A 24,035-nucleotide genomic window follows, 5' to 3' on the forward strand; every position below is an offset into this window, starting at 1 on the left:
CTATTCCGGCGACGCCAACTGGGCGGTCATCTCTAACTCGAACGACTCGGCGTCGCTCGTCTCGAAGCCCACCTTCTTGTAGAGGCCGACTGCCGCACGGTTCCAGCGCTCGACGGTGAGCCAGACGCGTTCGACGCCGTTGGCCGCGCCGTGGCCGAGCAACGCCTTCATCAGGTGCGTGCCGATGCCCGCGCCTTGGTACGCCTGTAAGACGAAGATGGCGAGTTCACAGGCGTCACCGTCGGGGACGAGCGTCGCGTGGCCCGCGACCTGGTCGCCGTCCCACGCGATGACGTTGTAGCCGTCGTCGCCGAGGATAGTCTCCAGCCACGAGCGAACGTCGGATTCCCTGCTCGGGGGGATGCCCTGCGCTCGGTCAGCGGGGTCGAACGCCGTGTACATCTCGACGAGCGACTCGAACTCGTCTTCACCGGCCTCACCCTCCGCGTCGGAGGGGTACGGACGGATCTCGATGTCGCGGCCCTCCCGATCCTCGAACGTCAGCGGGGGTGCCTCGAACGGACCTGCCGGCTCCTCGGGGTAGATGCGGTCGCCGCTCATCGGACCAATTTGACCGAGACGTGAGAGTTCAACAGGACGAACTGCGCGATGCTACCGAGATTGATCTTGCCCATCGGACTCGTCTCGCCACCACCGATGGCGATCATTTCGAAGCCCTCGCTCTCCGCGATGTCGACGATCTGACTGCCCGCGTCGCCCTGCACGCGACGGATGTCCGCGGCGAGTCCGGCGTCTTCGATCACCGTTCGGACGCGGTCTTCCACCTCGTCGGGCGTGCGGTCCGATCGGGGGTTCTCCACGACCGCGACGGTGAGGTCGTCGCCGGCCGCCAGTGCGCGGTCGACGGTGTCCTCCAACGCCCGGAGGGAGTCCTCGCTCCCTCCGATTCCGAGCAGTACCTTCATGCACCGACGGTCGGCAGGGCCGGACAAAAGCGTGCCGCCAACGTGAGCGACCGAGACGCGAGCGGTGTCAACTCGGACGTCAGACACTCGGCGGACGCACGGGGACGACTTTTTAGCGGTCGCTCGGCTACCTGCCCCTATGACCGACGACGCCGGGGCCGGGGGCGACGACGCGACCGACCGCGAGGCAGCGACCGCGGACACGGCGAGCGAACGCGAGGCGGCGGCGACGGCGACCACCGGCGGCGACGGCGACGCCACCGCCGCTGAAACCGAACCCGAAGCCACGGACGACGACCACGAGGGTGGGTCGGTTCCCGGCCCCGAGATGGGCGCGGGCGAGGAGGACGTACCCGCAGATGTGCAGAAGTACGACCGCTTCCAGAAGATGGAGCGAGCGGAGTACGACCGCGTCAACGAGTTCCTCCGCGACCGCACGTACGTCACTGCCCGCGAGTGGGCCATCGCCCGCCTGTGTGCCGACTTCCGCACGGAGACGGGCGTCGAGATGACGAAGATTGGCGAGAACCTCCCGCGTCTCGTCCCGTTCATGACCGACACGTACACGCCGCAGGCGGTGAACCAGGCCCGCGCCTCCTTCGAGGAGAAGGTGCGCAAGGCGGGCGCGACGTTCCTCTACGGCGCGATGTCGGGATTCTTCACTGCCGAGGATCTGGACGACGTGATGTACGAGTCGACCGAGATCGCGAAGTTCCTCCTGGAAGTCGAGGGGGCGGATCTCACCGTCGAGGAGGAACTGGCCGCCGAGGACAAGATATCCTCGGTGATGCGCGACGTCCGCGAGGCCAGCGCCGAAGTCCGCGGTGAGGAGGTAAAGTGCCCCGAGTGTGGGCACGTCCACGAACCCTAGCCGGCGGGTATCGACCGGCCACCTTCGTAGACGCCGCCCGGTCGCAATCCCGTCAGACGCGATTCAACGTCCCGATCCCGACTGTCGAGCGATCGCCAGTGCCGACGCCGTCCCACCGGTAAGCACTGCGAGCACTGCGAGCGGCGTCCCCTCAGGCCCCGTTCGGGAGACGAGGAACGCGACACAGCCGACGACCAACACGACGAGCGTCGTCGCCGCGGTCTCCGCGAGTTCCACCCGAACCGTCGGTGTCGTCTGACGATGGACCGCCTGGAAATCCGCCGCCCGGTCGGCAGCGGCGTACCCGACCGTCCCCAGCCCGGTCGCGACTAGAAGCGACCCAGTCGATGCACCGAACAGCCCCGCGAGGACGACGCCCGCCGCAGTGAACACAGCCCCCAGTGTAACCGGGCGCCGACGTGGTTGCGCCGCGCCGACGGCGGCCGCAGCCATCCCAACGAGGACGAGCAAGCCCGCGCTCGCGACGGTCGGCCACACCACAGCCGCGGCGAGCGTTCCACAGAGGAGCGCCACCACGATTCCCGCTACTCCGGGATAACCAGCGCTCGGAAGGTGACGGCTCACGGTGACCACCCCGCGAGCGCGGCCGCCGGCGATCGGTCCACGGGGACGTCAACGACCGGCACCGACTCCTGGCGGAGCGTCCGGAGTCGACTGGCCCGGACGGCGCTCGCGAATCGATCCGTCGGCCGGTCACCGGTCGGGACCGCCGGCGACACAACGGCGGGCGCAGCACCCTCAGCGGCGAGTCGGCGAACCGCGTCGACGACCGCATCGTCTGCCACCGGAGAACACACGACGATCCGCCCCTCATTCGGCAGCACCCGTCGAAGGCGGGTGATAGCATCGTCTTCGGAGGCGCCAGCATCGTCGCCAGCGGTCGCATCGCTCCCGCTACCTTCGTCGCTGTCTTCCGTCATCGACCTTCGGTTGAGCGCCGGGTCGAGCGCGAGCGTTCGCTCTAGTCGCACTCGGTGGCCCGGCCCGGCGCTGGGCGGGACGACGAGGTCGTCTCCGAGGGCGGCCACGCCGACGGTGTGCCCATCCGCGAGGAGTCCACCGGCCACGACTCGGGCACACGCGATACACCGCTCGGTGGCCGGTGGGTCGTCAGTGTCGACGACACGGGCGGCCGTCCGTCGGGCGTCAACAACGACTGTGACCGCGGCAGTCCGCTCCGCCTGATACAAAACGGTCGCAGGCTCTCCCCGACGGGCCCACCCGCGCCAGTCGATCCGCGAGACCGGGTCGCCGTGGCGATACTCGCGGACCGAACTGAACGCGGTGCCGTCGTCCTCCGACCGCGTCGGCGTCGCGCCGACCAGTCGCGAGAATGCCATCCGCGGTGCGAGCGGGTCCGTCGGGAGCGGTGGGATGCACTCGACAGCGACCGGGTCTCCATCGAGAGTCGTCGTCGCCTCCGCATCGCCCGGCGCCGCGCCGACGACAGCGTCGACGGGACCGAACTCGTGGCGACCCCGAGCCGCGGCGACGGTGTACTCGATACGGGCGACCGCACCGGGTCGAAGCGGTGTCACACGTTCGGGCGATCCGTCGACGACGGTGAGCCCACGGGGTACCCGGTCGGTCAGACGGAGCGACCTGAGGGTGGCCCCCTCGTTGCGGACCGTCACTTGGACCTCGACGCGGTCGTCCACGGCGGGAGTTCGGTCAGAGATAGACCGCGAGACCGCCAGTGACGGCTCAGGCGGCGACTGGGCACGGGCGACTGCTGCCAGTCCTAATGGAATCGTCGCGGCCACGAGCAGGGCCGGCTGACTGCTCACGACACCGAGTCCGGCAGCGACGAGACCGAGCGCCCCCGCTCCGGTCCAGCGACCAGTCGTCATTCTGCGTCCCCACCGGAATCGGCGACCGCGTCAGCATCGATATCGCTACCCGCGTCGATGTCTGCAACCGCGTCCATCGCTCGCCGCACCCGGCGTCTCCACGGGGCGTGACCGGCGAGAAACGCCCGGAGGCGCTCAACCCGCGTGGGCGGGTCACCCCGGAGGTACGCCGCCGCGAGGGGTGCGTCCGTCCAGGTCCCCTGCCGTATCGTCGTCTGTGCGTCCTCGGGAGCGTGGCCCGCCGCGACGAGTCGCTCGACCGCGACCGCCTCGACCGCCTCGCGGAGCGCCCGACGCGCCTCCTGGTCCGTCGCACGTATCGAGTGGAGGCGCGTCGCCCATTCCTCGCCAGGCGCTGGGTAGCGATCTGTGCCGGGCCGGTCGGGGAGCGGGCGGGGACGGGTCGCTCGCCGGACGACGCCGACACAGCCAGCAAGCGTCGCTGCGACCCCGACCGAAGCGACGAGCGGGGTGGAGACCGTCACCGCAGGAACGGTCTGGGGGGCAACGAGCGTGGCCGCGCCGTACGCGACACCGCCGACGCCGACGACGAGAGCGGCGTCACGGAGGAAGCGAATGAGTCGTCTCACTAGCGGTCCTCCAAGAGTCGATCAACAAGGTCCGCAGCGCGTTCTTCGCGCCGCTCTGTGGGGCGGTCGTCGCCGTATCTGACACGCTCGAACAACTCTCGTAGGTCCGTGACCGGCTCCGTGGGTGCGCCCGCCGCCCGAGCAGCAGCGGCGACCTGTCCGGGGGTGCGGCGCGGCCACGCCGACCCCACAGTCGCGGTCGCGAACTGGGCCCACGCAGCGGCCACGCCGTCATCTGGATCACGAACGGGCGCTCGCCCGCCAGTGTCGCCTGCGGGGCCGTCGTCCGCGGCCGGCGGATTGTCTACCTCCGTTCCATCACCCGCCGAGAGGAGACGGATCACCAGTCCGGTGATGGCCGCCCCGCCAACCAGCGCGAGCACCGCGAGCGTCGTCGGATCACTGCCGCCGGTCGAGGCGGCCGTCTCGGTCGGCGTCGAGGTCGGCTCCGACGGTGTCGGTTCCGGCTGATCTGTGCCACCCTCGGAGGCAGACTCGCGCTCGGCGGATGACCCGCCGGCTGGACCGGGGACGCCGTTCGGGTCGCCGGGAGTTGACTTATCGAGGCCGTGGACCGATTCGAACATCGCCGCACCGTTCGCCAGCGCCAGCACCGCGAGAACGCCGGCGAGAAGCGGGAGGAGGGCTCGCCCGGACATATCGGCGAAATGAACTGATCCGCCGTGAAACTACTGGTGTCTATCCCTGTCGACAGCGGGCAGGCAGCCGACTGACACCGCCCGAACCGCACACGCGGGTCGCGACGCCGGCCGGCCACCGCCACGCCTCCGACAGCTTCAATCCCGAACCCCCGCTACCCCGGATAATGAAACCCTCCGACGTGTCGACCCTGCCCGACGGCGTCCCCGAGGCGCTGGAGGCGGAGGGCATCGAGGAGTTCTACCCGCCACAGGCCGCGGCCGTCGAGGCGGGCGTCGCAGACGGCCGTTCGGTCGTCGCCTCGGTGCCCACCGCCTCGGGCAAGACGCTCATCGCAGAGTTGGCGATGCTGTCGTCGGTCGCCGCCGGCGGGAAGGCGCTGTACATCGTCCCCTTGCGAGCGCTCGCCAGCGAGAAGAAAGCCGAGTTCGAGCGCTGGGAGGAGTTCGGCATCGACGTGGGCGTCTCCACCGGCAACTACGACTCTGACGGCGAGTGGCTCGCCACCCGCGACATCATCGTCGCCACCAGCGAGAAGGTGGACTCGCTCATCCGCAACGGCGCACCCTGGGTTCGCGACCTGACCTGCGTCGTCTCCGACGAAGTCCACCTCGTCGACGACAGCGGGCGCGGCCCCACGCTTGAGGTGACGCTGGCGAAACTCCGCAAGATCAATCGCGACCTGCAGGTCGTCGCCCTCTCGGCGACCGTCGGTAACGCCGGCGAGGTGGCCGAGTGGCTGGACGCCGAACTCGTCGAGTCCGACTGGCGACCCATCGAGTTGAAGATGGGCGTCCACTACGGCAACGCCATCAACTTCGACGACGGGAGCCAACGCGAGGTGCCCGTCGAACGCGGCGAGAAACAGACCGCCGCACTCGTCGCCGACGCCTTAGACGAGACGGTCGACGGCGACCGTGGCTCCTCGCTCGTGTTCGTCAACTCCCGGCGCAACGCCGAGGCCGCCGCGAAGCGCCTCGCCGACGTGACCGCCAAACGGCTGGAACGCGGCGAGACAACCGAACTGGAGCAGTTGGCAAGTGAGATTCGTGACGACTCCGACACGGAGACCTCCGACGACCTGGCAGACTGCGTCCGAAACGGGGCGGCGTTCCACCACGCGGGCCTATCGGCGACGCAGCGATCACTCGTCGAGGACGCCTTCCGCGACCGCCTCATCAAGTGCATCTGCGCGACGCCCACCCTCGCGGCAGGGGTGAACACGCCTGCCCGTCGCGTCGTCGTCCGCGACTGGCGACGCTACGACGGCGAGTTCGGCGGGATGAAACCGCTTGATACGCTTGAGGTCCACCAGATGATGGGCCGTGCTGGCCGGCCTGGTCTTGACCCCTACGGCGAGGCAGTGTTGCTCGCGAAGGATCGCGACACGATGGACGAACTGTTCGAGCGGTACGTCTGGGCCGACCCCGAAGAGGTGCAGTCGAAGCTCGCAGCCGAACCCGCCCTGCGCACGCACGTCCTCGCGACGGTCGCCTCCGGGTTCGCGACGACGCGGGAGGGGTTGTTGGAGTTCCTCGATCGCACGCTGTACGCCAGCCAGACCGACGACGACGCCCGCCTCGCACAGGTGACCGACCGCGTGTTGGAGTATCTAGAGGCCAACGACTTCCTCGAACGCGACGGCGACTCACTCACGGCGACAGGTATTGGTCACACCGTCTCGCGCCTGTATCTCGACCCGATGTCGGCCGCCGAGATCATCGACGGCCTCCGGTCGGGCGTCGAGGAGGGCGGGGCTGGAGCGGGGTCGAGCCCACGCCCGAGTAAGACCAACGCTGGAGCCGAGGCCCCCGCCGACGCCGACGCAGGGTTCGTCACGGGCAGCGACCTCGCGGGTGGCGACGATGGCGGCGACAGCGACGAAGCCGAGTCAACGCCGACGGTCACCCCACTCGGCCTGTATCACCTCGTCGCGCGGACGCCGGATATGTACCAACTGTACCTGAAGTCGGGCGACCGCGAGACGTACGAGGAGGAGTTCTACGAGCGTGAACCGGAGTTCCTCGGCGACGCCCCCTCGGAGTTCGAAGACGTCGCGTGGGAAGACTGGCTGGCGGCACTCAAGACCGCCCGCCTGCTCGAAGACTGGGCGAGCGAACTCGACGAGGACGTCATCACCGACCGCTACGGCGTCGGCCCCGGCGACATCCGCGGGAAAGTCGACACAGCCGAGTGGTTGCTTGGCGCGGCCGAGCAACTCGCCGGCGAGTTGGACCTAGGCGTCAACATCGCCATCCGCGAGGCCAAAAAGCGCGTGGAGTACGGCGTCGGCGAGGAACTGCTCGATTTGGCGGGCGTCCGCGGCGTCGGCCGCAAGCGTGCCCGTCGCCTCTTCGAGGCGGGCATCGAGACGCGAGCGGAACTGCGCGAGGCCGATAAGTCGGTCGTCCTCGGAGCGCTTCGGGGGCGCGAGAAGACCGCCGAGAACGTCCTGCAGGCGGCCGGCCGACAAGACCCCTCGATGGAGGGCGTGACCGAGGACGCAGCCGCGTCGGCGGCCGCCGCCAGCACCGACGGCGACGAAGAGGAAAGCGGACAGGCCACGTTCGGTGATTTCTCGTGAGACTCGTCGAGGGCATCGCCCACATCGACGACCTCGACGCGTTCCTCAGCGAGTTGACCACCATCGGCGACGACACCGACTGTACCGTGCAGGCGTTCGACGCCCGCTACGTCGTCGACCGCACGCACCTCCAGCGAGCACTTGAGCTGGCCGACCGCGCCATCAACCGCGGTGAGAACGTCGCCCGCGACCGTGGTGTGGAAGTGATGTTGTACGCCGCCGGCCGACGACAGATCGATCGGGCGCTGACCGTCGGCGTCTCCGAAGGTGAGTGCCCAGTCGTCGTCCTCGTCGCCACCGAAGGCGGAAGCGATGATGCCGACCGCGACGATGCAGTCGAGGCGACCGCCGCAGATGCCGTCGCCGATTTGTTGTCGCCGGCAGAGACGCTCGGCGAGTTCGATGAATCGCTCGTCCGGGAGTACTTCGACGTCAGCGACCGCGAGCTGGCGGCGACCGACGGAACACTCGCGGACGTGATTCACGAACGGGTGGCGCTGCTCGACGTGCGAAAGTAGTGGTGACGAACCAAGACAGTCGCGCTGGGCGTCAGCGGGTTGCCGACTCAGCCGTGGTACAACAACACGTCGCCAGAACTGTGGACCGACACGAGATACCCCTCGTATTGGAACGTGACGTTCACCGGATCGTTGGTGTCGGGTTCGACGAGACTCGTCAACGCATCCGTGTGGACGACGTTGTGTAGCGGCTCGAGGTCAACGTAGGAGGTACCCGTCGCCGCGGCGATCGTTCGAGTAACCCCCTCGATCGGTGACGTACGCGACCAGTCGTACGTGTCGTGAACGAGTGACGTCCCTAACGGCTTCAAGCGTCGTCTGTCAGGTTCGGTCGTCTCGTTCATACCAGATGGAGGACGGGTAAGCGCATATACTTGTTGTGGAGATGCGAGCTATCAGTCAAACCTCAGATTCCGGCGAGGGAGGGTGGTCGACAACCCCTTTGTTTCGACTGGAGATCACTAGACGGTGGTGGAGAAGTAATGGAGATGAAGCGTCGGAGAGAAGTAGTCCCAGAAGGATTCGAACCTTCGTCGTTGCCCCCAGAAGGCAACAGGATTGGCCACTACCCCATGGGACTAATCCGGGATACGCTCGTGCGCATTCCTGCATAACTCGTTGGAGTTAATGAGTGTTGCGAAGCGATGCTACAGCAGTCAGTCGTCCTCAAGTCAGTGACCCAGGGAGCGAGTAATGCTCCTTACGATGGCAGTTCGAACAGAGTACCTCGCATTTCTCGATTTCAGTGAGGATGTTTCGCTCCGCATATCCTTGGGCGATCATCTTCGCGATTCCCAGTGACTTCTCTTCGGGGACGATGTGGTGGAAGTCCAAGCACGCCGGATCTCCCTCACCACAGCGCTCACACGCACACTCGTCTCGTTTGTATCGGTGGAGCCATCGCCGGAGTCGTGCCCGTCTTCGCTCTTTCTTCTCAATCTCCTGTTCGGCGTTCTTGTGGTACCAGCGTTGGTACGGAGTGAGTTGCTCCCAGCTGGTCCCCGGTGGAAGGTCAACTCGGTCGGGTTTGGGGTCCACACCGGGCCCGTTCCGTGCTTGATCGAACGTTTCCAAGCCGGCGTCCTCCTTCGCGGCGTTCCATCCCCCGCAGTGCTTGATGATCGTTGCTGATGCTGGTGTGAGTCCCAGTTCCTCGTACTGTTGCTTCGTCGGTGATTCACCAAGGTGTTCAGCAGCTTTGCGTAGTGCGTCGAGACAGTCGTGTTTCGTAGCCATATCGGAGCTTGCTGGGCTCGTCTTCGGATTTGAAGATTCGCCCCGCACCCGTCAGGGGGCGATAAACTCCCACGCGATGGGGCCGGCCACAGACACACAACGAACCAATCGACACACCAGTTGGACTGCCCGTGAGACTCGGTCTCCAGTCGAAACAGACGCGTTCAGATCGAGGGGATTCGTGCATTCCAACAGACACAATTCGTACACCCCTCAGAGAACGCGTCTCGAAGGCGATTTCGGGAGGCGGTGATGAAGCAATAGGAGCACGCATCCGTGTACAGCGGCCGCTACAACCGCTGTATACGTGGTTCAATGAGTCCGTACGATAACTACCATACCCAAGGCGAATACGAGTGTCAGTCACCTGATGCTGGCGAGCACCACGATCGCCCGAGACGTCGTCTAAGCGCCGATATCGTGAGGTAGTAGAGTTCCCTGGCAACTCCAACCACCCCCTCAGATCGGCGAAATCGCGTACATCGGCCGATTTTGCGGGAAAGCAGCCTGCTATCGGGATCAGCAGCCGCCATCGCCCCACGAAGCACATAATCCGAATTCCGACGTATCTCAGCCCCAGAAGCCCGAAATCAGGCGATAAATCGCCATCCAGGGCTAGGAGCTGCTGTCGGCTCACCTCACCACGAACAGCGATATCGCCGCATACCCCTTCGTACACCCCTAAATTCGAGCGTTTTGACTGAGTCGGCGTCGCGACGGCACACAGCCGACCCGACAGAGCGGGCGTCTCCCGGGAAGATACGGCACCCGGGACTTACGTCGTCGACGAGATATCTCACCCGGGTGACAATGAATCCCGTATTACCGCCTACTCACGCGTATAGCGGAGGATCGCGGGCATGTACGCGGTCATACGAGGCCGATTATCGGTGATTCGAGAGCGACACGGCCAGAGACCCCCGGAATCAGGGGATGTACGCAGTATGGATTCAGATGTCGTCACGATCGACGTCACCCCTACACTTCGACTGGAGCGAGATCGCATCGACAGCCGACGTACTCCGACGACAGGCTGTGCTACCAACGCGAATCCGAGTCTCCCATCAGTGACTGTTCGACACCCCCAGCGCGACCCACACTGGACCGGTCACTCGGTGGCATCGTCCGTCGCCTCGGGCGGCACGACGCCGAGTCGACCCTCGACGAAGGCGGCGACGTCGTTCGCGAACGCCGTCACCTCATCCCAGTCGGTGAACTCCGTATCGCCCGAAGTGTCGGCATCGGGGAACGACTCGCGAGTGATCCGGCGCATCAGCAGTCGCTTCAGGAAGCCGTACTCCGAGTAGCGAAGCGCGCCACCGAACGCACCAATGCGGTCAGGGTGCCACTCGGTCGCGTCGATAAACTCCTCGATGTAGCCAGCGGTCTCTGCGGCCGCGTCATCGGTATCAGTTGCAGACGCCAGCGAGAGTTGGAAAAACGCCGTCGGACGCGCGGCGAGTGCATCGCCGTTGTCACGGACGAACCGCCGCACTCGCTTCCCGTGTTTGCCGTAGTGGATAGACGACCCGACGAGCACTGCGTCGTACTCCGTGACCGCCGGGTCACCATCCGCGAGGTCGACCACCGTCGCGTCGTGTCCACGATCGCGGAGTGTCTCGCCGATGTGCTCGGCTACCTTCGCCGTCTGTCCCTCACCGGTCCCGTACGCGACGAGCAAGTTGGCCATCGTCCTCAACAGGGTGTTCAACTCGTTGTCATATGAAGCTAGCACCACAGCGCGTTCACTGCCTGCTCGTCAGAGCCCGGTCTTGTCTGCGTTGGATGACCCGAGGGTTCTCAACAGTCGCCAGAGAGGTCCGAGTATGTCAGACCTTACCATTTCGGACGTCCTCGATATCGAATATCCAAGCGCTCCCACGTGGAGCGCCGACGGGACGTACGTCGCTGCGACCCTCACCGGCGACGATGGAGCCGTCCTCACCATTGCCGCTGCGGCAGACCCAAGCGAGCCCTGGCAAGTCGATCTCGACGGCGAGGGTGTCGCGGCCGTCGCGTGGGCACCGGCGTCGACCCCGGCACGGCTGGCCGTCGTGACCGATGATGGGCGGGCGGCGCTCGTGAACGCCGACCGCGAGACAGTCGAGACGCTCACTGGCCACGCCGACGGCGATGACCTCGCGTGGACGAGCGACGGTGAGCGGGTGGCATACTATCGTGACGGGACGCCGACGGTGTATCACCTTGACGACGGCACCGACGAGCGATTCGACGTGCCCGAGCGAGGGACGTTTCTCGGAGAGTCGGAGATGCTCGCGTGGGGGCCTGACGACCGGCTGCTGGCGTCTCGCTTCGTCGAGTTCGACACGAAACAGGTGGGCGTGGTCGACACCGCGACTGGCGACCTGCACTGGCGAAGTCGCGAGCAAGCATATGCGACCACCACCCCGCAGTGGCTCGGTGACGGGCGCCTCCTCGTCGACCGGGCGGGTGAACACGGGACCGTTCGTGAGGTGGTTGCTGTCGACACCGACGACGGGACTGAGCAGGTGCTCTATCGCGAACAGAATCGCGAACGTGGGACGCTCTCGCGGGGTGCACCGACTGTTTCACCCAATGGGGGTCAGCTCGCACTCACGGTACCCGATGATGGCTGGGAACACGTGTACGTCGTCGACGTCGACGCAGGAGCGCGGACGCAACTCACCGCAGGCGCGTTCGAAGACAAAGGCCTCGCAGGGTCGCGCCCGCAGTGGCGCTCAAACGAGGAACTCGTGTTCGCGTCGAACCGGGCAAACCGCGGCCGGCGGGGCATATACGCGGTCGACCGCAACGGAGAGACTCGAACGGTCGTGGAACCTGAGGGGACCAGCGTCTACCCGCGGCCCTCGCCCGATGGCGACGCACTCGCGTATGTCCACGCGGGCCAAGCCACCAGCCCCGAACTCCGACTGCTAGACCCCGAGACGGGCGAGACACACCGCATCACCCACTCGGTTGTCGACGAGTGGCCGATCGAGCCGCTCACTCCTGAGCGCGTCACCGTCGACTCCGTTGGCGGCCTCGAAATTGAGTCGTACCTGCTCGACCCGCGCGAGGGCGACGCGGTTGATGACGATGCGACGGACCTGCCCGCAGTGGTGTGGGTTCACGGCGGCCCGATGCGGCAGATGCGCGATGGCTGGCACCCGTCGCGGTCGTACGGCCTTGCGTACGCCTTCCAGCAGTACCTCGCCCACGAAGGGTACGTCGGTCTGTTCGTCAACTACCGCGGCGGCATTGGATATGGCGCTGACTTCCGCGCCGCGCTGGCAGGCAACCGTGGCGACGACGAGATGGAAGATATCGTCGCCGGCGCTGCGTATCTCCGTACCCTCGATTACGTTGATGCCGATGCGGTCGGGATGTGGGGGCTCTCGTACGGTGGCTATGCAGCACTCCAACTGCTCGGGACCCACCCCGAGGCGTTCGACGTCGCGGTCAACCTCGCAGGACTGGCCGACCTCGAACTGTACCGCGACTGGGCGGAGGCGACCAAGTACCCCGCCGCCGCCTCTTCGATGGCAGTCCGGCTTGGTGGCGAGCCCTGGGAGGCGACCGACGCGTGGGACCAGGGCAGTCCTGTGACCCACGTTGAGAACTATGAGAACCCCCTCTACAGCTTTCACGGGACGGGCGACCGCTACGTCAACGTTGAGCAACTTGATCTACTCGTCGACGAACTGCTCGACTGCGACGCTGACCACGAGTGGGAGTACTACCCGGACGAGAAGCACGTCTTCTCACAGCGGTCGACGTGGGAACGCGTCTTACCGCAAATTGAAGCCGCGTTCGACGAGCACCTTGGGTGAGCAGAAGTCAGTAACCCACGTGGAGGATGACTCCATCGTGATGGGGAGCAGCCCCGCAGTTCGTTGCAGCGGTCGGACACGTCACGGTTGAATTGTCACAATCGGGTAAACGCCTGCTCGCGGCGTAATACGGGCGCTACGAGCTGCTCGGTGAGTCGTTTGAGAGTCACAATTAGTTCGCATTGCCGGAAGGGAGGAGTGGATTCAGTCCAAGCGAGAGTGATGAAGATTCGCCCAGCAGAGCAACGCTGCGGCCAGTTCCACGCGAGAGAGACGCCTGAAACGCAAGGGGGCAGTCGCTCACAGTCGGGGTGGCTGCACTCGAGACCGGAGCTGCACGCGGTAGAATCGGCAGACGGAAGCCGATTGTGAGAATTCTCGGACCCCAATGTGCGGTATCGCGAAGACCCACCTCTAAGCATAGAGAGCCCCTACATCCCCTGATACACGTGTTTTTCGGCGGTTCGATAAAGCAGGGCGGTGTGTTCTGGCCACGCCCACAAGTCGACAGACACTGCACGTACTTCCTCTCTTCCGGCAGTACGCACCAGTTGTAAGCTACCCACGACTGAAGTCGTGGGCTTTCCCCCGCAAGGGGTTTCGGCCCACGCTTCGTCCGCCGCCGAGGGCGGGTTGCACGACGGCAGGTCGGTCACACGGAGGGGTTTCCTGCGTGGTGTTCCGACCCGTGGTCTGCGTCCGAAACCGTCTCACACCGCGTTACTTATCGGTGGACTCCCCTCGTTTCATCGACGCTTGATACGACGAGAGCGACGAGGCGTCATCCGTCCCCGATGTCAGGGCGTGCTTACGAACGCCCCACCACGGTCAACACGTTTGGCCGACCAGGAGTGTGCTCGACGCTACGGGACGCGAGAGCATAACTCGAACGGTGGCGAAATCGGCGTGTCGTCGCCCGAGGAACGTGTCGAGCCTGTCGGCTTCCTCCCACGACTACAGTCGTGGGCTTCCGCCTCGAACTTCTGTGATCACACTGAGGCGCCTGTACGGACACGAGAGCGGCTCTACAGCGATCTCAACTCGCTATCACCGATTGTGGAACTTCACTGAACGGGGATCGCCTGCCGAACAGCAGTGCGACGACGTTCGACGATGCGCTCCCAGATGACCAAGACCGAGGGTGTGAGGAAGACAGCGGTCACGTACGAGTAGAAGATGGACAGCGCGGTGAGCACGCCGAACTGTCCGAGAACGGGCGTGATAGCGAACACGAGGACGCCGATACCGCTGGTGGTGGTGAGCATACTCCCGGCGAGGGCGCTCCCCGTTCCCCGGACGGCATCGTCGAGTGCGTCGTCGACGGTGACGTCGGGGCCATACTCGTCGGCGAATCGGTGGACAATGTGGGCGGAGTAGTCGGTTCCGAGCCCGATCGTGATCGAGAGGATGGTGGCAGTGAGAGCGTTGACCGGCAGGTCCAGCGCACGCATCGACCCGACGAGGAAGCCGATGGTGATAACGATGGGGACGAGGTTGACCAACCCGAGCGACGGTCGGCCCTCGAGTATCGCGTAGATGAGGACGAGAAACACCGCCGTCGCGGTGAGTGCGACCGCGAGGCTGGTGAGCGCCGACGCGAGGATCACGTCTGAGACCGCCTGAAATACGATGGTCTCGCCGGTCGCGATAGCCCCGAACCGGTATCGGTCTTCGAGTTCTTGGCCCGACTGCGTCACCTCGTCTTGAGTCGTATCCGCCTCGAATTGGTAGACGATGCGGGCGGCGCGCCGATCCTCGGTGATGTATCGGAGCGTCTGGTCGCGGGCGGGCGAGTCTAACAGCGCTGCGTATATCTGGTCGAGGTTATCGTCGGGAATCCCGTTGTCGTTGGCGTCGTTTCGCTCGACGAGGCGGCGGAACTCAGGCGAGGCCGCCGACCGCGACTCGATGACGGTGAGGATGCTCTCTGTCTCTGCGGTTCGATTCGACGCGACGACGCCCGCCGGTGGGTTCTCCCTCGCCCGTGCGAACGATTCGAGGGTGTGATCTTCTTGGAGTGAGCCTTGCACGTATATGGTGACGGAGTCACCCTGTGACTGCTCGAAATTGGCTTCGAGAAAGTTCAGCGTGCCCGTGACGGAGTAGTCGCTGGGGCGAAACGGCTCTGGGAGGTCGTCGAAGACTGCCGGCGTCTCCTCGGGCGGGAGGAAGTCCTCCTGTGAGAACGACGTGTCGACGCCGAGGCCGTAGACGCTCGAACTCACGGCGAGGACGACGACGAACACGGTGAAGGCTCGCGGCACGCGCCGTGCGAGAAAGAGGCCACTCGCGGAGATGCGCCCGAGCAACGACCCTTCCGCGCCGAGCGGTCGTTGGCCGAACGTCGGGAAGTTGCGGCGCTCGCGAGCGCGGTCGGACAGCACCTTCATCGCAGGCAAGAACACGCCGAAGATGAGGAACGTGAACGTGATGCCGACGGCGGCGACGAGCCCGAACTCGCGGATGGGGCCGAGGTCGCTGGTGACGTTCGCGGCGAACCCCAGCGCAGTCGTCCCCGTGACGATGAAGAAGGCGACGAGCAGTTGCCGATTCGCGGTCGACATCGACGCCGTGATGCTGCGCCCGGTGATGCGCTCTTCGCGATAGCGATTGACGCTGTGGATGCCGAAGTCGATGCCGACCGCGAGCAACAGCGGTGGAATCGCGATGAGCAGTTGCGAGAAGGCGATGCCGGCGAGACCGAGGAAGCCGAACGTCCAGACGAGCGTGACGCCGAGTGCGATCACCCCCAACAGGAGGTCGATCGGGTCGCGGTACGCGACGACGAGGAAGACGAAGATGAGGGTGATCGACGCCGGCAACACGAGGATGAGCGAGTCGAAGACGACGTTCGAGAACTCTGCGGAGACGAGGCCACCCCCGAACACGGTGATGTCGCCGTCGACGGTCGCGACGACGTTCTGCGACCGCAGTTGCAGCGAGGTGAGCGGACTGTCAGTACCCGCGCCCGCCGCGCCGCCGGTGCTGCCGATGGGCGAGTGGACGACGACGGCGACGGTCGCACTCGCGGTCGCCGCGTGTTCGTTGAAGTCGTCGCTGAGTTGGCTCGTGAACCCCTCGTTCTCGCTTGCGGTGCGGACCGCCTCGTCGATCTCTCGGGGCGTCGCGTTCTCTACAACGCGGATCTGCGCATCAAGCGTTTGCGCACTCGGATCGAGCGTCTGTGCGATCACCGACGCTGCACTCGACGTACTCGTGACGCGCAAACTCGACGTGTCTGCGAGTCGCTTTTGGGCCTCCAGCATCCGCAACAGTTCGGGTTTCGAGAGGACGTTCGGTGCCGACTGGATCAGTTGCGTGCTTCCAGAACTCTCCTGAAACGTCGGTGAGAACTCCTCGTTGACCGCTTCGAACGCGGTCTGTGCCGGGAGGTCTTCGGTGAACTGACTCGTCCCCGCGTCGGTGGAGATGTTACCGAGACCGACCGCGAATACCGCCGTGACGGCGAGAAACACCACGACGACTGCACCCGGCCGCTCGACCGTTGCGCGTGAGACGGCGCGGATGACGCGTTCGTACGCTCGCATCAGTGCTCCCCGGGTCGTTCGTCAGTTGTGATATCGTCGGGGTCGACCCATTCCATCACGTCCCCCCCGGGTCGGGAGGCTGACTTGTCATCCGCACTCACGCCGCTGTCAGTCTCGCTGATGTCGGGTGCGTCACTCTCACCGAGGTCGACCCATTCCATCACGTCACTCCCTGAGTCATCGTCCACGCCGCCGTCAGTCTCGCTGGCGTCGCTCGCATCGCTTTCGCCGCTCCCACCGAAGTCAACCCACTCCATCACGGCTTCGGGGATTGAGTCGCCCTGGTCGACGCCACCATCTTGGGCCGCTGTCGGCACATCCTCTCGTGGTGGGGGCGTGCTCCGCCGTCCGAGGCGGCGTCGGATGAGGTATCCGGCCACGATGAGGATGATGATCCCTAAGAGGAGGGGGATGATCCAGTCAGGGAACTGCTGTGGCGGTGGTTGGACGACCATCACCCCAACGTTCACCGGATCCGAGAGTTGTGAGTCGCCGTCAGGCGTCGTGTACAGGAAATCAACCGAGAGGAGGTACGGCTTCTCGCTGGCGCCACCAGCGGCCGAGACGGTGAAGCGAATCGTCACGGACTCGTCCGGGTCGAGCGAGGCGATGAACGCCTGGTCGTCGTCGACAGAGAGCGGGTCGTCCGCGAATGCCTTCGCCTGGATATCGGTGAGCCGGACGCCGAGGTTGTTCGTCAGCGTGAGTTCGATGACGCCACTTTGCCCGGCGGTAACGCGCAAGTCCTCACGCTCAACGACGAACGGGTCACGTTCGGGCGCGACGCGCACGTCCGTGGTGAGCGAGTCACCGTCGCGGCGGTCGCCGTCGTCATCGGTGTACGCGATGTCGTAGACGAACTGTCGAGTGCCGGGTGCGCCGTTCGTCGTGATTTCGATCGGCAGGTCGAACACGGCTGTCTCGCCCGCGGCGAGGTCGCCGAGGGCGGCTTCCGTCTCGATGGGCGCGACGTTGCCCGTGTCCGTCGCGAGCGTGACGGCGACGGCGCTCACGTTCGTCGGCCCCGTGTTCGTCACCGCGACGGTGACGCGACCTTCTTCGCCGACGCGCAGGGTACTGTTGAGGGTTCGGGCGTCGAATGTCTGTCTCGCGGCGGGCGTCGCACCGAACGCGAGCGGATCCGACTGGCGCGACTGTCCCTCCTCGTCAGTGAACTCGACCGACGCCTCGAACGCGTACGTCTGCCCGCCAGCCTCGTCGCCGGCGTCGACGACGTACCGGACGACGCGCTGTTCGCCCGGTCGCCACCGACCGACGAACCGCGTGTCTTCAGAACTCTCGCCGATGGCGAGCGCCGGACTCTGCGAGGTGAGCGAGACGGTCGCATCGGTGAGCGTCTCGTCGCCGCGGTTGACGATGGTAAGTACGAGTGGCCCGTCGTCGTTCGCCTGCAGTCGCGCGTCAACGGTCGTGAGTTCGAACCGCTCCGTCTCGCTGGAGACATCCGCGATCACGGTGATTGGGTCGCTCTCGCGCCGGTCGCCATCGGCTGTGACGTACTCGATGACGACAACGAACCGTCGTGGCCCGGGCTGTGCGGTGTCTAAGACGGACGCCGGGATGCTGAAGTCAGCCTCGTCGTCTTCCTCTAAGTCCCCGAGGACGACGAGTCGCTCGCGTGGCTGGAGGTTGTCGTCCGTCTCGGTGATGCGAAGTACGGCCGTCTCGACGTCACGTGGGCCATCGTTGACGACAGTCCCGCTCACACGGCCCTCCTGGCCGACGCTGAGCGTGCTCTCGACGTCCGTAACGTCGAACGACTGTGCGTCGTCGGGATCGATAGTGACGACGAGGACGCCAGATGTCTCTCGATTCCCGTTCTCGTCGGTGTACGATACGGTGAGTTCGAGCGGGTACTCCTGGGTAGCGGCGTCCGGCGCCAGCGTCGCGTCGACCGTGATGGTCTCGGTGTCGCCGTCGTCCCAGTCGCCGACCGACCGCGTCGACGAGTCGGCCCCGCCCCCGAGCGTGAGGTCGGCGTTCGGCGAGCGTACCGTCACCGTCGCGTCGCGCAGGTCCTCCTCGCCGACGTTCCGCAAGTCGATCTCGACCGGACCCGTCTCCCCGACCTGGAGGTCTTCGTCGACCGACCGCACGACGAAGCGCCCATCTTCGGTCACGACCAGCTCGACCTCGAACGTATCCTGTTCGGACTCTCGCTCGCTGTCGTCGTTCGTGATCTCCTCGGTGTAGTCGTACTCAACCGTCACGTCGAGGTCGTAGACGCCGGGATCGGCGTCCTCGTCGACGACGATGTCGAATCCGACCTCTGCCACCGACCCGGCCTGGAGGTCGCCCAGCGCCGTCTCTGCGGTGTTCACCGTCACCGGGGCGTCGCCGTCCTCCAACTCGACGCGGACGTTCCGCGCCGTCGTCACCGCCTCGCTGCCCGACGGTGGCGTGTCTAACCCCTCGTCGTCGACGGTGCCGCCGTTCGCGACCTGGACGACGAGACGACGCTCCTCGCCGGGAGACACTGTGTTGTCCGGGAGAAACACGTCGATGTCGGGTTCACCCTCGACGGTGACCGGCGTCGGCGTCGCTGTCGGCGTCGGAGATTCCGTGGGCGTCGTTCCATCGTCGGAGTCGCCGTCTCCCGAATTACCGTCACCGGAGTTACCGTCGCCAGAGTCACTGTCGCCGCCGTCGTCGTCGCCGTCACCAGATCCGTCGTCTCCGTAGTCGTCGTCAGAGTCACCACCCGCGGCGACCGTCGGAACGTCGGAGACGACCACAGCGACCGCTCCGACGACGAGAAGAAGCGAGAGGAGGAGCGCACGAGTGCGTCGCTCGCGACTCATCGGTCCCGCCGTGTCCACGGGCCGGGACGCCGAGGCGGCCCGCGGGCTACTTCCGAACGCTGCACGACACCGAGAACCCCGTCCGGCCTGTTTGTAGTGGACTGACTTACCCGGTGCTCGCGAAGTGCACCCCGAAGTAAGTCACTCGTAACCGCGCTCCGTGGGACGGAGTGCAGCGAACAGCGTTGCATAAGTAAGTGCTACCGCGCTGATAAGACCAGTTTGCGGCGACTAGCGACCCCGCGGACGAACGGTCGCCGTTTTTAACCTCCAACCGTCGAGTCGTCGGTATGACCGAACACGGACTGCTCAGTTCGCCGGCGATGCTCGCAGTCGCGGCGGCCGGTGGGTGGGGATTTTGGGCACTATTCACGAAACTTGCGACGCGGTCGGCCGAACCCGAGGTTGTCCTCGTCATCTCGTATCTCGTCGCGTCGGCACTCGGCGTCGGATACTTCCTCTCGACGCCGGGCGGATTAGACATCTCGACGGCGGACTTCGGCTTCGCGGTCGCTGCCGGTGTCGCGACTGGCCTCGGGTCGATTATGTACTACACGGGCCTGAAATACGGTGACGTCGGGCGAGTGACGACGATCACCGGCCTCTACTTCGTGTTCTCGGCGATACTCGGGGTGCTGTTGCTGCGCGAACCAGTGACGGCGCGGAAAGTCATCGGCGTTGTCCTCGGAGCGGTCGCTATCGGGATCCTCGCGCGGTGAGGCGTTGGCGGTCGCCGTACCGCAACTCGTACGTGCGTCGGCGGTACGCTGATACCGTCCGGCAGCAATTGGATGGGAAGTGATGAACGCGCTCGAACTCGATGGCCTCACGAAGTACTACGGCGATGTCCGCGGCGTCGAGGATCTCACCTTCGCCGTCGAGTCGGGCGAGGTGTTCGGCTTCCTCGGCCCGAACGGCGCGGGAAAGACGACGACGATTCGGACGCTGTTGGGCCTGCAGTCGCCGACCAGTGGGACCGCACGAGTACTCGGTGCGGATATCACAGACGCCGACGCCCTCCGAGCGGCCCGTGCGAACGTCGGCTTCCTCCCGAGTGAACCCGGCTTTGACGACGGCGTGACCGGTCGACGGATCCTCGCGTACCATCGATCCCTCCGAGGAGACGTCCGCAGCGCGGAACTGCTGGAGTCGTTCGACCCGCCGTTGGATCGCCCGGTCGGAGAGTACTCACGCGGAAATCGCCAGATGCTCGCAATCGTACTCGCGTTTATGCACGATCCGGACCTGGTGATTATGGACGAACCGACGTCTGGACTGGACCCGCTGAAGCAGGAGCGGTTCCTCCAGTTCCTCCGGGCGGAACGCGACCGGGGGAAGACACTGTTCTTCTCTTCGCACGTGTTGAGCGAGGTGCGGAAGGTGTGTGACCGCGTCGCCATCGTCCGCGACGGGCGACTCGCGGCGTTGGAGGACGTCGACCGCCTGCTGGAGCGCAGCGGCAAGACCGTCAGTGTTCACGTCGCCGAGTCGCTAACCGAGGCGGACGTGACGCTCTCGGGTGCACACGACGTGCGTGTGACGGAGACGGCCACCGAAGCGGACGACGGCGAAGTCACCGTCTCGTTCACGTACACCGGCGCGTACGACCCGTTGCTCGCGTGGCTCTCTGAGTTCGACTTGCTCGATTTGAGCATCGAGGAGGCGCCACTGGAGTCGGTGTTTATGCGGTTCTACGATGGATCCGACGCACACGACGACCCGCCTGCTAGCGACCCGATAGCGTCGAACGGCCACGGCGCAGGCGGCGACAGCGACGCGAGCGGCGATGACGAGGCTGGCGAGACTGGTACTCACGACCGTGACACCGGCGCCGCACACGGCCGTCAGGAGTCGACCGATGTTTGAGGTTGCTCGCTACGAGGCCGAGCGTCGCCTGTTGGGAGCGGTCGTCGTCACGCTGGGATTCGTCGCATTCGCGGCGATGATGCTCGTCATCGCACCGGGTCTCCTCAACCAGGTCGACTTGACAGCGTACGCCGACCAGTTGCCACCCGCGCTCGTGGAGTCGTTCGGCTTGGAGACCATCGGCACGCTCGCAGGCTTCATCGCGGCGGAGTTGTACGTGTTCGGGTGGGTGTTCGGCCTCGGGGCCTACCTCGCGTACCTCGCAGCGGGGAGCATCGCCGGCCGCATCGAAGACGATACGCTGTCGCTGGTAGTGACGGGGCCGATATCCCGGACACGCGTGCTGTGGGAGACGTACCTCGCGTTACTCGTGCCGATTGTGCTTGCGAACGTCGTCGTCGCAGCCGTCGTGTACGGCGGGTCGGTGCTGATCGGTGACCCGTTGCCGCCGAGAGACGTTCTCGCGGTCCACGCGCTGTCGGTGCCGTACCTGCTGTGTTGTACCGCACTCGGACTGGCGTGCTCGGTGCTCGCGCCGTCGCGTCGAGTCGCCGAAGGTGCGGCCGCGGGGTTCGTCGCTGCGACGTACGTCCTCGGCATCGCGACCACCGGCAGCGACATATCGTGGCTCGGGGCGCTCGGGCCCGCCCACTACTACGACCCCGTCGCCGTGTTGGCCCTCAGCGAGTACGACTTCGGCGGCGCGGCGTTGCTCCTCCTCGCCACCGCCGCGTTGTTGCTCGTCGCCGCCGCCCGATTCCGCGAGGTGGACCTGCGATGAGTGGAGATTCTGCCGACTCCACGACAGCGACGGGGAGCGAGCAAGCCACGGCGTCCACTCGTGAGGTGACCACCGATAGCCCCATCCTCGCGGTGGCACGCTACGAGGGAGAGCGACTGCTCGTACCCACGGCGGCGGCGACAGTCGCGCTGTCGCTGTTCGGGTCGCTGTACGTGTGGCTCGGACCGCAGGTGACGGCGGGCGTCCCTATCGAGGAGTTGACAGAGGCGATTCCACCGGCGTTGCGGGCACTCTTCGGACTGGAGTCGCTGGGAAGCGTCGAGGGACTGCTCGCCTCGGAGTTTTACACGTTGGGCTGGATCGTCGGCCTCGCAGGCTACGTCGCGTACGTCGCGGCGGTTCGCGTCGCCGGCGACGTCGCAACAGACCGGATGGACCTCCTGTTGGTCGCGCCAGCCCGGCGCTCAGACGTGCTTGCGGGGAAGTACCTCGCACTCCTCGTTCCGATCGTCGTCGTGAACGCCGTCGTGCCGGTCGCACTGTACGGCGTCTCGCTGGCTGTCGACGCGAGTTTGTCGCTGTCGGCGCTCGCTGTGTTTCACGCGCTGTCGGTGCCGTACCTCCTGCTGTGGGGGGCGGTCGGACTCCTGCTCGGCACCGTCGTCGACGGCGGACGGACGGCCGGGCGCGTCGGACTCGGCGTCGTCTTCGCCGCGTGGATAGTCGAGGCGGTCGTCGTCGGGAGTGCGCTGGAGTGGGTCGGGGCGCTCTCGCCCGCGCGGTATCTCGACCCGACAGCGATCATCGTGCGTGGCGAGTACGATCTTGGCGGCGTCGTACTCCTCGGTGTGGCGACCGTGGCAGTTCTCGTGGTGAGCGTCGTCGCGTTCGAGCGACGAGACGTGTGAATCGGCGACGAGATGGCAATGTGAACGCAAGTATTTGCCGACACGCGACGACAGGACGGTGAATAAACGATGGCATCAACAACGCGGAGCGGAGCGGCAGCAGGCCCGTTCGTCGTCGGCAGCGAGGACGGGGAGGCGATCTGGTTCATCAACGCCCTGGTTCAGATCAAAACCGACGCGGCCGACAGCGGTGGCTCGATGACCATCGTTGACCACCTCGCACCGGCGGGGTTCGAGACACCGTTTCACCGTCACAACGCCGAAGACGAGACGTTCTACGTACTCAAAGGGTCGATCGAGTGTCGCTCCGGCGACGAGGGACACGAGCGCACGACCGCTGGCCCGGGCGACACTGTATGGCTGCCGCGAGGCGTCCCACACGGATTCCGGGTGCTTGGTGACGACCCCTGCCGGATGCTCATCGTGTTGACTCCCGGTGGGTTCGAGGGGTTCTTCAGAGCTGTCGGCGAGCCAGCACCGAGTCTGACGCTGCCACCGCAGTCAGAACCAGACGTCGAGGCGCTGACCGCACTCGCGGAACCGTACGACCTCGACATCCTCGGCCCACTTCCGCAATAACCGCTGGTAACCGTTCGTCGCTCGTCTACGAGCGGTACGCCTCCCGCAGGAACGCCAGCGCCGCCCCGAACATCGCGAGGTTGCCGAAGAACGCGAGTCGCTCGCCACTGGCGTCGCCCTCCTTATTCCAGAAGTCGTGCATCGTCGGCGTCACCACCGCGAGGAAGGTAACGACCGCACCGGTCGCGATCCGCGGGAATCGCCAGAGGGCAACTCCCAACCCGCCGACAAGCATCATCCCCGAGGCGAACGGCGCCATCATGTCGGGTTCGGGGACACCCGCCGACTCCGCGTACTCGATGGAGTCATCCATATCGCGGAAGTCTTCCGACGCCTGCAACGCCAAGCCGAGGCCGAACAGCAGGCGTCCGAGTCGCGATGGAAGCGCTCGCTGGGTCGCAGTCGAAGTGTCGTCCGTCTCCGTGTCGATGTCGTCTGCCATACGATCTGACACATCGGCCGCTCCGATAAGCCTTCGCGGCGTTCGCGGCGTGCTCAAAGA

At 65.7% G+C, this 24,035-nt stretch carries 21 protein-coding genes and 1 tRNA gene; 9 read left to right on the plus strand and 13 right to left on the minus strand.

Annotated features, from left to right (window positions below; translation table 11 throughout):
- Together P0D77_RS02795 and P0D77_RS02800 are read right to left on the minus strand one after the other, a co-directional pair.
- Complete coding sequence (locus P0D77_RS02795; protein ID WP_277554643.1) at window positions 1-561, minus strand: GNAT family N-acetyltransferase; 561 nt, start codon at window positions 559-561, stop codon at window positions 1-3.
- Window positions 558-926: a universal stress protein gene (locus P0D77_RS02800; RefSeq protein WP_277554644.1), complete on the minus strand. Its 369-nt coding sequence runs from the start codon at window positions 924-926 to the stop codon at window positions 558-560. Before P0D77_RS02800 ends, P0D77_RS02795 begins: the two co-directional genes overlap by 4 nt.
- A gap of 139 nt (window positions 927-1,065) precedes the next feature.
- On the opposite strand from P0D77_RS02800, the gene P0D77_RS02805 reads away from it, so the two are divergent.
- On the plus strand, window positions 1,066-1,797 hold the full coding sequence (locus P0D77_RS02805; protein ID WP_277554645.1) for a DUF5806 family protein: 732 nt from the start codon (window positions 1,066-1,068) through the stop codon (window positions 1,795-1,797).
- Between the two features lie 63 nt (window positions 1,798-1,860).
- Here P0D77_RS02805 and P0D77_RS02810 read toward each other — a convergent pair whose 3' ends face one another.
- From P0D77_RS02810 to P0D77_RS02825, 4 genes are read right to left on the minus strand one after another with little or no spacing between them, the layout of a single operon-like run.
- Window positions 1,861-2,391: a DUF7519 family protein gene (locus P0D77_RS02810; protein WP_432764820.1), complete on the minus strand. Its 531-nt coding sequence runs from the start codon at window positions 2,389-2,391 to the stop codon at window positions 1,861-1,863.
- Entirely contained in the window at window positions 2,379-3,668 is a 1,290-nt protein-coding gene (locus P0D77_RS02815) for a DUF58 domain-containing protein (RefSeq protein WP_277554647.1), read from the minus strand. Before P0D77_RS02815 ends, P0D77_RS02810 begins: the two co-directional genes overlap by 13 nt.
- On the minus strand, window positions 3,665-4,258 hold the full coding sequence (locus P0D77_RS02820) for a DUF7269 family protein (protein WP_277554648.1): 594 nt from the start codon (window positions 4,256-4,258) through the stop codon (window positions 3,665-3,667). The genes P0D77_RS02815 and P0D77_RS02820 overlap by 4 nt, the downstream gene beginning before the upstream one ends.
- Window positions 4,258-4,917 (minus strand): DUF4129 domain-containing protein, encoded by a 660-nt coding sequence (locus P0D77_RS02825; protein WP_277554649.1) that lies wholly within the window; start codon window positions 4,915-4,917, stop codon window positions 4,258-4,260. Before P0D77_RS02825 ends, P0D77_RS02820 begins: the two co-directional genes overlap by 1 nt.
- 167 nt (window positions 4,918-5,084) lie before the next feature.
- Here P0D77_RS02825 and P0D77_RS02830 point away from each other — a divergent pair, with 167 nt between their 5' ends.
- The gene (locus P0D77_RS02830; protein WP_277554650.1) at window positions 5,085-7,502 is read left to right on the plus strand and encodes an ATP-dependent DNA helicase; all 2,418 of its coding nucleotides are present in this window, start codon (window positions 5,085-5,087) and stop codon (window positions 7,500-7,502) included.
- Window positions 7,499-8,020 (plus strand): KEOPS complex subunit Cgi121, encoded by a 522-nt coding sequence (cgi121, locus tag P0D77_RS02835; protein ID WP_277554651.1) that lies wholly within the window; start codon window positions 7,499-7,501, stop codon window positions 8,018-8,020. The genes P0D77_RS02830 and cgi121 overlap by 4 nt, the downstream gene beginning before the upstream one ends.
- Window positions 8,021-8,067: 47 nt before the next feature.
- Here cgi121 and P0D77_RS02840 read toward each other — a convergent pair whose 3' ends face one another.
- The 4 genes from P0D77_RS02840 to P0D77_RS02855 all read right to left on the minus strand — a co-directional run bounded on the left by P0D77_RS02840 (window position 8,068) and on the right by P0D77_RS02855 (window position 10,946).
- The gene (locus tag P0D77_RS02840) at window positions 8,068-8,364 is read right to left on the minus strand and encodes a HalOD1 output domain-containing protein (RefSeq protein WP_277554652.1); all 297 of its coding nucleotides are present in this window, start codon (window positions 8,362-8,364) and stop codon (window positions 8,068-8,070) included.
- A 163-nt stretch (window positions 8,365-8,527) separates the two neighbouring features.
- Window positions 8,528-8,600, minus strand: a tRNA-Gln gene (locus P0D77_RS02845).
- An 86-nt stretch (window positions 8,601-8,686) separates the two neighbouring features.
- On the minus strand, window positions 8,687-9,256 hold the full coding sequence (locus P0D77_RS02850) for a homing endonuclease associated repeat-containing protein (protein WP_277554653.1): 570 nt from the start codon (window positions 9,254-9,256) through the stop codon (window positions 8,687-8,689).
- 1,108 nt (window positions 9,257-10,364) lie between these two features.
- On the minus strand, window positions 10,365-10,946 hold the full coding sequence (locus tag P0D77_RS02855; RefSeq protein ID WP_277554654.1) for a flavodoxin domain-containing protein: 582 nt from the start codon (window positions 10,944-10,946) through the stop codon (window positions 10,365-10,367).
- A 136-nt stretch (window positions 10,947-11,082) separates the two neighbouring features.
- On the opposite strand from P0D77_RS02855, the gene P0D77_RS02860 reads away from it, so the two are divergent.
- The gene (locus P0D77_RS02860; protein ID WP_277554655.1) at window positions 11,083-13,068 is read left to right on the plus strand and encodes a S9 family peptidase; all 1,986 of its coding nucleotides are present in this window, start codon (window positions 11,083-11,085) and stop codon (window positions 13,066-13,068) included.
- Between the two features lie 1,064 nt (window positions 13,069-14,132).
- Here P0D77_RS02860 and P0D77_RS02865 read toward each other — a convergent pair.
- Complete coding sequence (locus tag P0D77_RS02865; RefSeq protein ID WP_277554656.1) at window positions 14,133-16,616, minus strand: efflux RND transporter permease subunit; 2,484 nt, start codon at window positions 16,614-16,616, stop codon at window positions 14,133-14,135.
- Window positions 16,616-19,438 carry a COG1361 S-layer family protein gene (locus tag P0D77_RS02870; protein ID WP_277554657.1) on the minus strand — a complete coding sequence of 941 codons (2,823 nt, stop codon included), beginning with the start codon at window positions 19,436-19,438 and terminating at the stop codon, window positions 16,616-16,618. The genes P0D77_RS02865 and P0D77_RS02870 overlap by 1 nt, the downstream gene beginning before the upstream one ends.
- 290 nt (window positions 19,439-19,728) lie before the next feature.
- Between P0D77_RS02870 and P0D77_RS02875 the strand changes: the two genes are divergently transcribed.
- The 5 genes from P0D77_RS02875 (at window position 19,729) to P0D77_RS02895 (ending at window position 23,533) form a co-directional block, all read left to right on the plus strand.
- A complete protein-coding gene (locus P0D77_RS02875; RefSeq protein ID WP_277554658.1) occupies window positions 19,729-20,157 on the plus strand; it encodes an EamA family transporter in 429 nt (142 codons plus the stop codon).
- An 82-nt stretch (window positions 20,158-20,239) separates the two neighbouring features.
- A complete protein-coding gene (locus tag P0D77_RS02880) occupies window positions 20,240-21,304 on the plus strand; it encodes an ABC transporter ATP-binding protein (RefSeq protein ID WP_277554659.1) in 1,065 nt (354 codons plus the stop codon).
- Complete coding sequence (locus tag P0D77_RS02885) at window positions 21,297-22,085, plus strand: ABC transporter permease subunit (protein ID WP_277554660.1); 789 nt, start codon at window positions 21,297-21,299, stop codon at window positions 22,083-22,085. The genes P0D77_RS02880 and P0D77_RS02885 overlap by 8 nt, the downstream gene beginning before the upstream one ends.
- A complete protein-coding gene (locus P0D77_RS02890) occupies window positions 22,082-22,954 on the plus strand; it encodes an ABC transporter permease subunit (protein WP_277554661.1) in 873 nt (290 codons plus the stop codon). Before P0D77_RS02885 ends, P0D77_RS02890 begins: the two co-directional genes overlap by 4 nt.
- 69 nt (window positions 22,955-23,023) lie before the next feature.
- Window positions 23,024-23,533 (plus strand): quercetin 2,3-dioxygenase, encoded by a 510-nt coding sequence (locus P0D77_RS02895; protein ID WP_277554662.1) that lies wholly within the window; start codon window positions 23,024-23,026, stop codon window positions 23,531-23,533.
- A gap of 25 nt (window positions 23,534-23,558) precedes the next feature.
- Here the strand turns inward: P0D77_RS02895 and P0D77_RS02900 are convergent, their stop codons facing one another.
- Complete coding sequence (locus tag P0D77_RS02900) at window positions 23,559-23,975, minus strand: DoxX family protein (RefSeq protein WP_277554663.1); 417 nt, start codon at window positions 23,973-23,975, stop codon at window positions 23,559-23,561.
- Window positions 23,976-24,035: the final 60 nt, after the last annotated feature.

Origin of the sequence: Halobaculum limi (genome assembly GCF_029490015.1) — an archaeon.
Classification (GTDB): Archaea; Halobacteriota; Halobacteria; order Halobacteriales; family Haloferacaceae; genus Halobaculum; species Halobaculum limi.

What these genes read in the sequence shown, in the direction of transcription:
- P0D77_RS02795 (WP_277554643.1), bottom strand. Translation starts at nt 561, where the DNA reads ATGAGCGGCGACCGCATCTACCCCGAGGAGCCGGCAGGTCCGTTCGAG.
- P0D77_RS02800 (WP_277554644.1), bottom strand. Translation starts at nt 926, where the DNA reads ATGAAGGTACTGCTCGGAATCGGAGGGAGCGAGGACTCCCTCCGGGCG.
- P0D77_RS02805 (WP_277554645.1), top strand. Translation starts at nt 1,066, where the DNA reads ATGACCGACGACGCCGGGGCCGGGGGCGACGACGCGACCGACCGCGAG.
- P0D77_RS02815 (WP_277554647.1), bottom strand. Translation starts at nt 3,668, where the DNA reads ATGACGACTGGTCGCTGGACCGGAGCGGGGGCGCTCGGTCTCGTCGCT.
- P0D77_RS02825 (WP_277554649.1), bottom strand. Translation starts at nt 4,917, where the DNA reads ATGTCCGGGCGAGCCCTCCTCCCGCTTCTCGCCGGCGTTCTCGCGGTG.
- P0D77_RS02830 (WP_277554650.1), top strand. Translation starts at nt 5,085, where the DNA reads ATGAAACCCTCCGACGTGTCGACCCTGCCCGACGGCGTCCCCGAGGCG.
- P0D77_RS02840 (WP_277554652.1), bottom strand. Translation starts at nt 8,364, where the DNA reads ATGAACGAGACGACCGAACCTGACAGACGACGCTTGAAGCCGTTAGGG.
- P0D77_RS02850 (WP_277554653.1), bottom strand. Translation starts at nt 9,256, where the DNA reads ATGGCTACGAAACACGACTGTCTCGACGCACTACGCAAAGCTGCTGAA.
- P0D77_RS02855 (WP_277554654.1), bottom strand. Translation starts at nt 10,946, where the DNA reads ATGGCCAACTTGCTCGTCGCGTACGGGACCGGTGAGGGACAGACGGCG.
- P0D77_RS02860 (WP_277554655.1), top strand. Translation starts at nt 11,083, where the DNA reads ATGTCAGACCTTACCATTTCGGACGTCCTCGATATCGAATATCCAAGC.
- P0D77_RS02865 (WP_277554656.1), bottom strand. Translation starts at nt 16,616, where the DNA reads ATGCGAGCGTACGAACGCGTCATCCGCGCCGTCTCACGCGCAACGGTC.
- P0D77_RS02870 (WP_277554657.1), bottom strand. Translation starts at nt 19,438, where the DNA reads ATGAGTCGCGAGCGACGCACTCGTGCGCTCCTCCTCTCGCTTCTTCTC.
- P0D77_RS02875 (WP_277554658.1), top strand. Translation starts at nt 19,729, where the DNA reads ATGACCGAACACGGACTGCTCAGTTCGCCGGCGATGCTCGCAGTCGCG.
- P0D77_RS02880 (WP_277554659.1), top strand. Translation starts at nt 20,240, where the DNA reads ATGAACGCGCTCGAACTCGATGGCCTCACGAAGTACTACGGCGATGTC.
- P0D77_RS02885 (WP_277554660.1), top strand. Translation starts at nt 21,297, where the DNA reads ATGTTTGAGGTTGCTCGCTACGAGGCCGAGCGTCGCCTGTTGGGAGCG.
- P0D77_RS02890 (WP_277554661.1), top strand. Translation starts at nt 22,082, where the DNA reads ATGAGTGGAGATTCTGCCGACTCCACGACAGCGACGGGGAGCGAGCAA.
- P0D77_RS02895 (WP_277554662.1), top strand. Translation starts at nt 23,024, where the DNA reads ATGGCATCAACAACGCGGAGCGGAGCGGCAGCAGGCCCGTTCGTCGTC.
- P0D77_RS02900 (WP_277554663.1), bottom strand. Translation starts at nt 23,975, where the DNA reads ATGGCAGACGACATCGACACGGAGACGGACGACACTTCGACTGCGACC.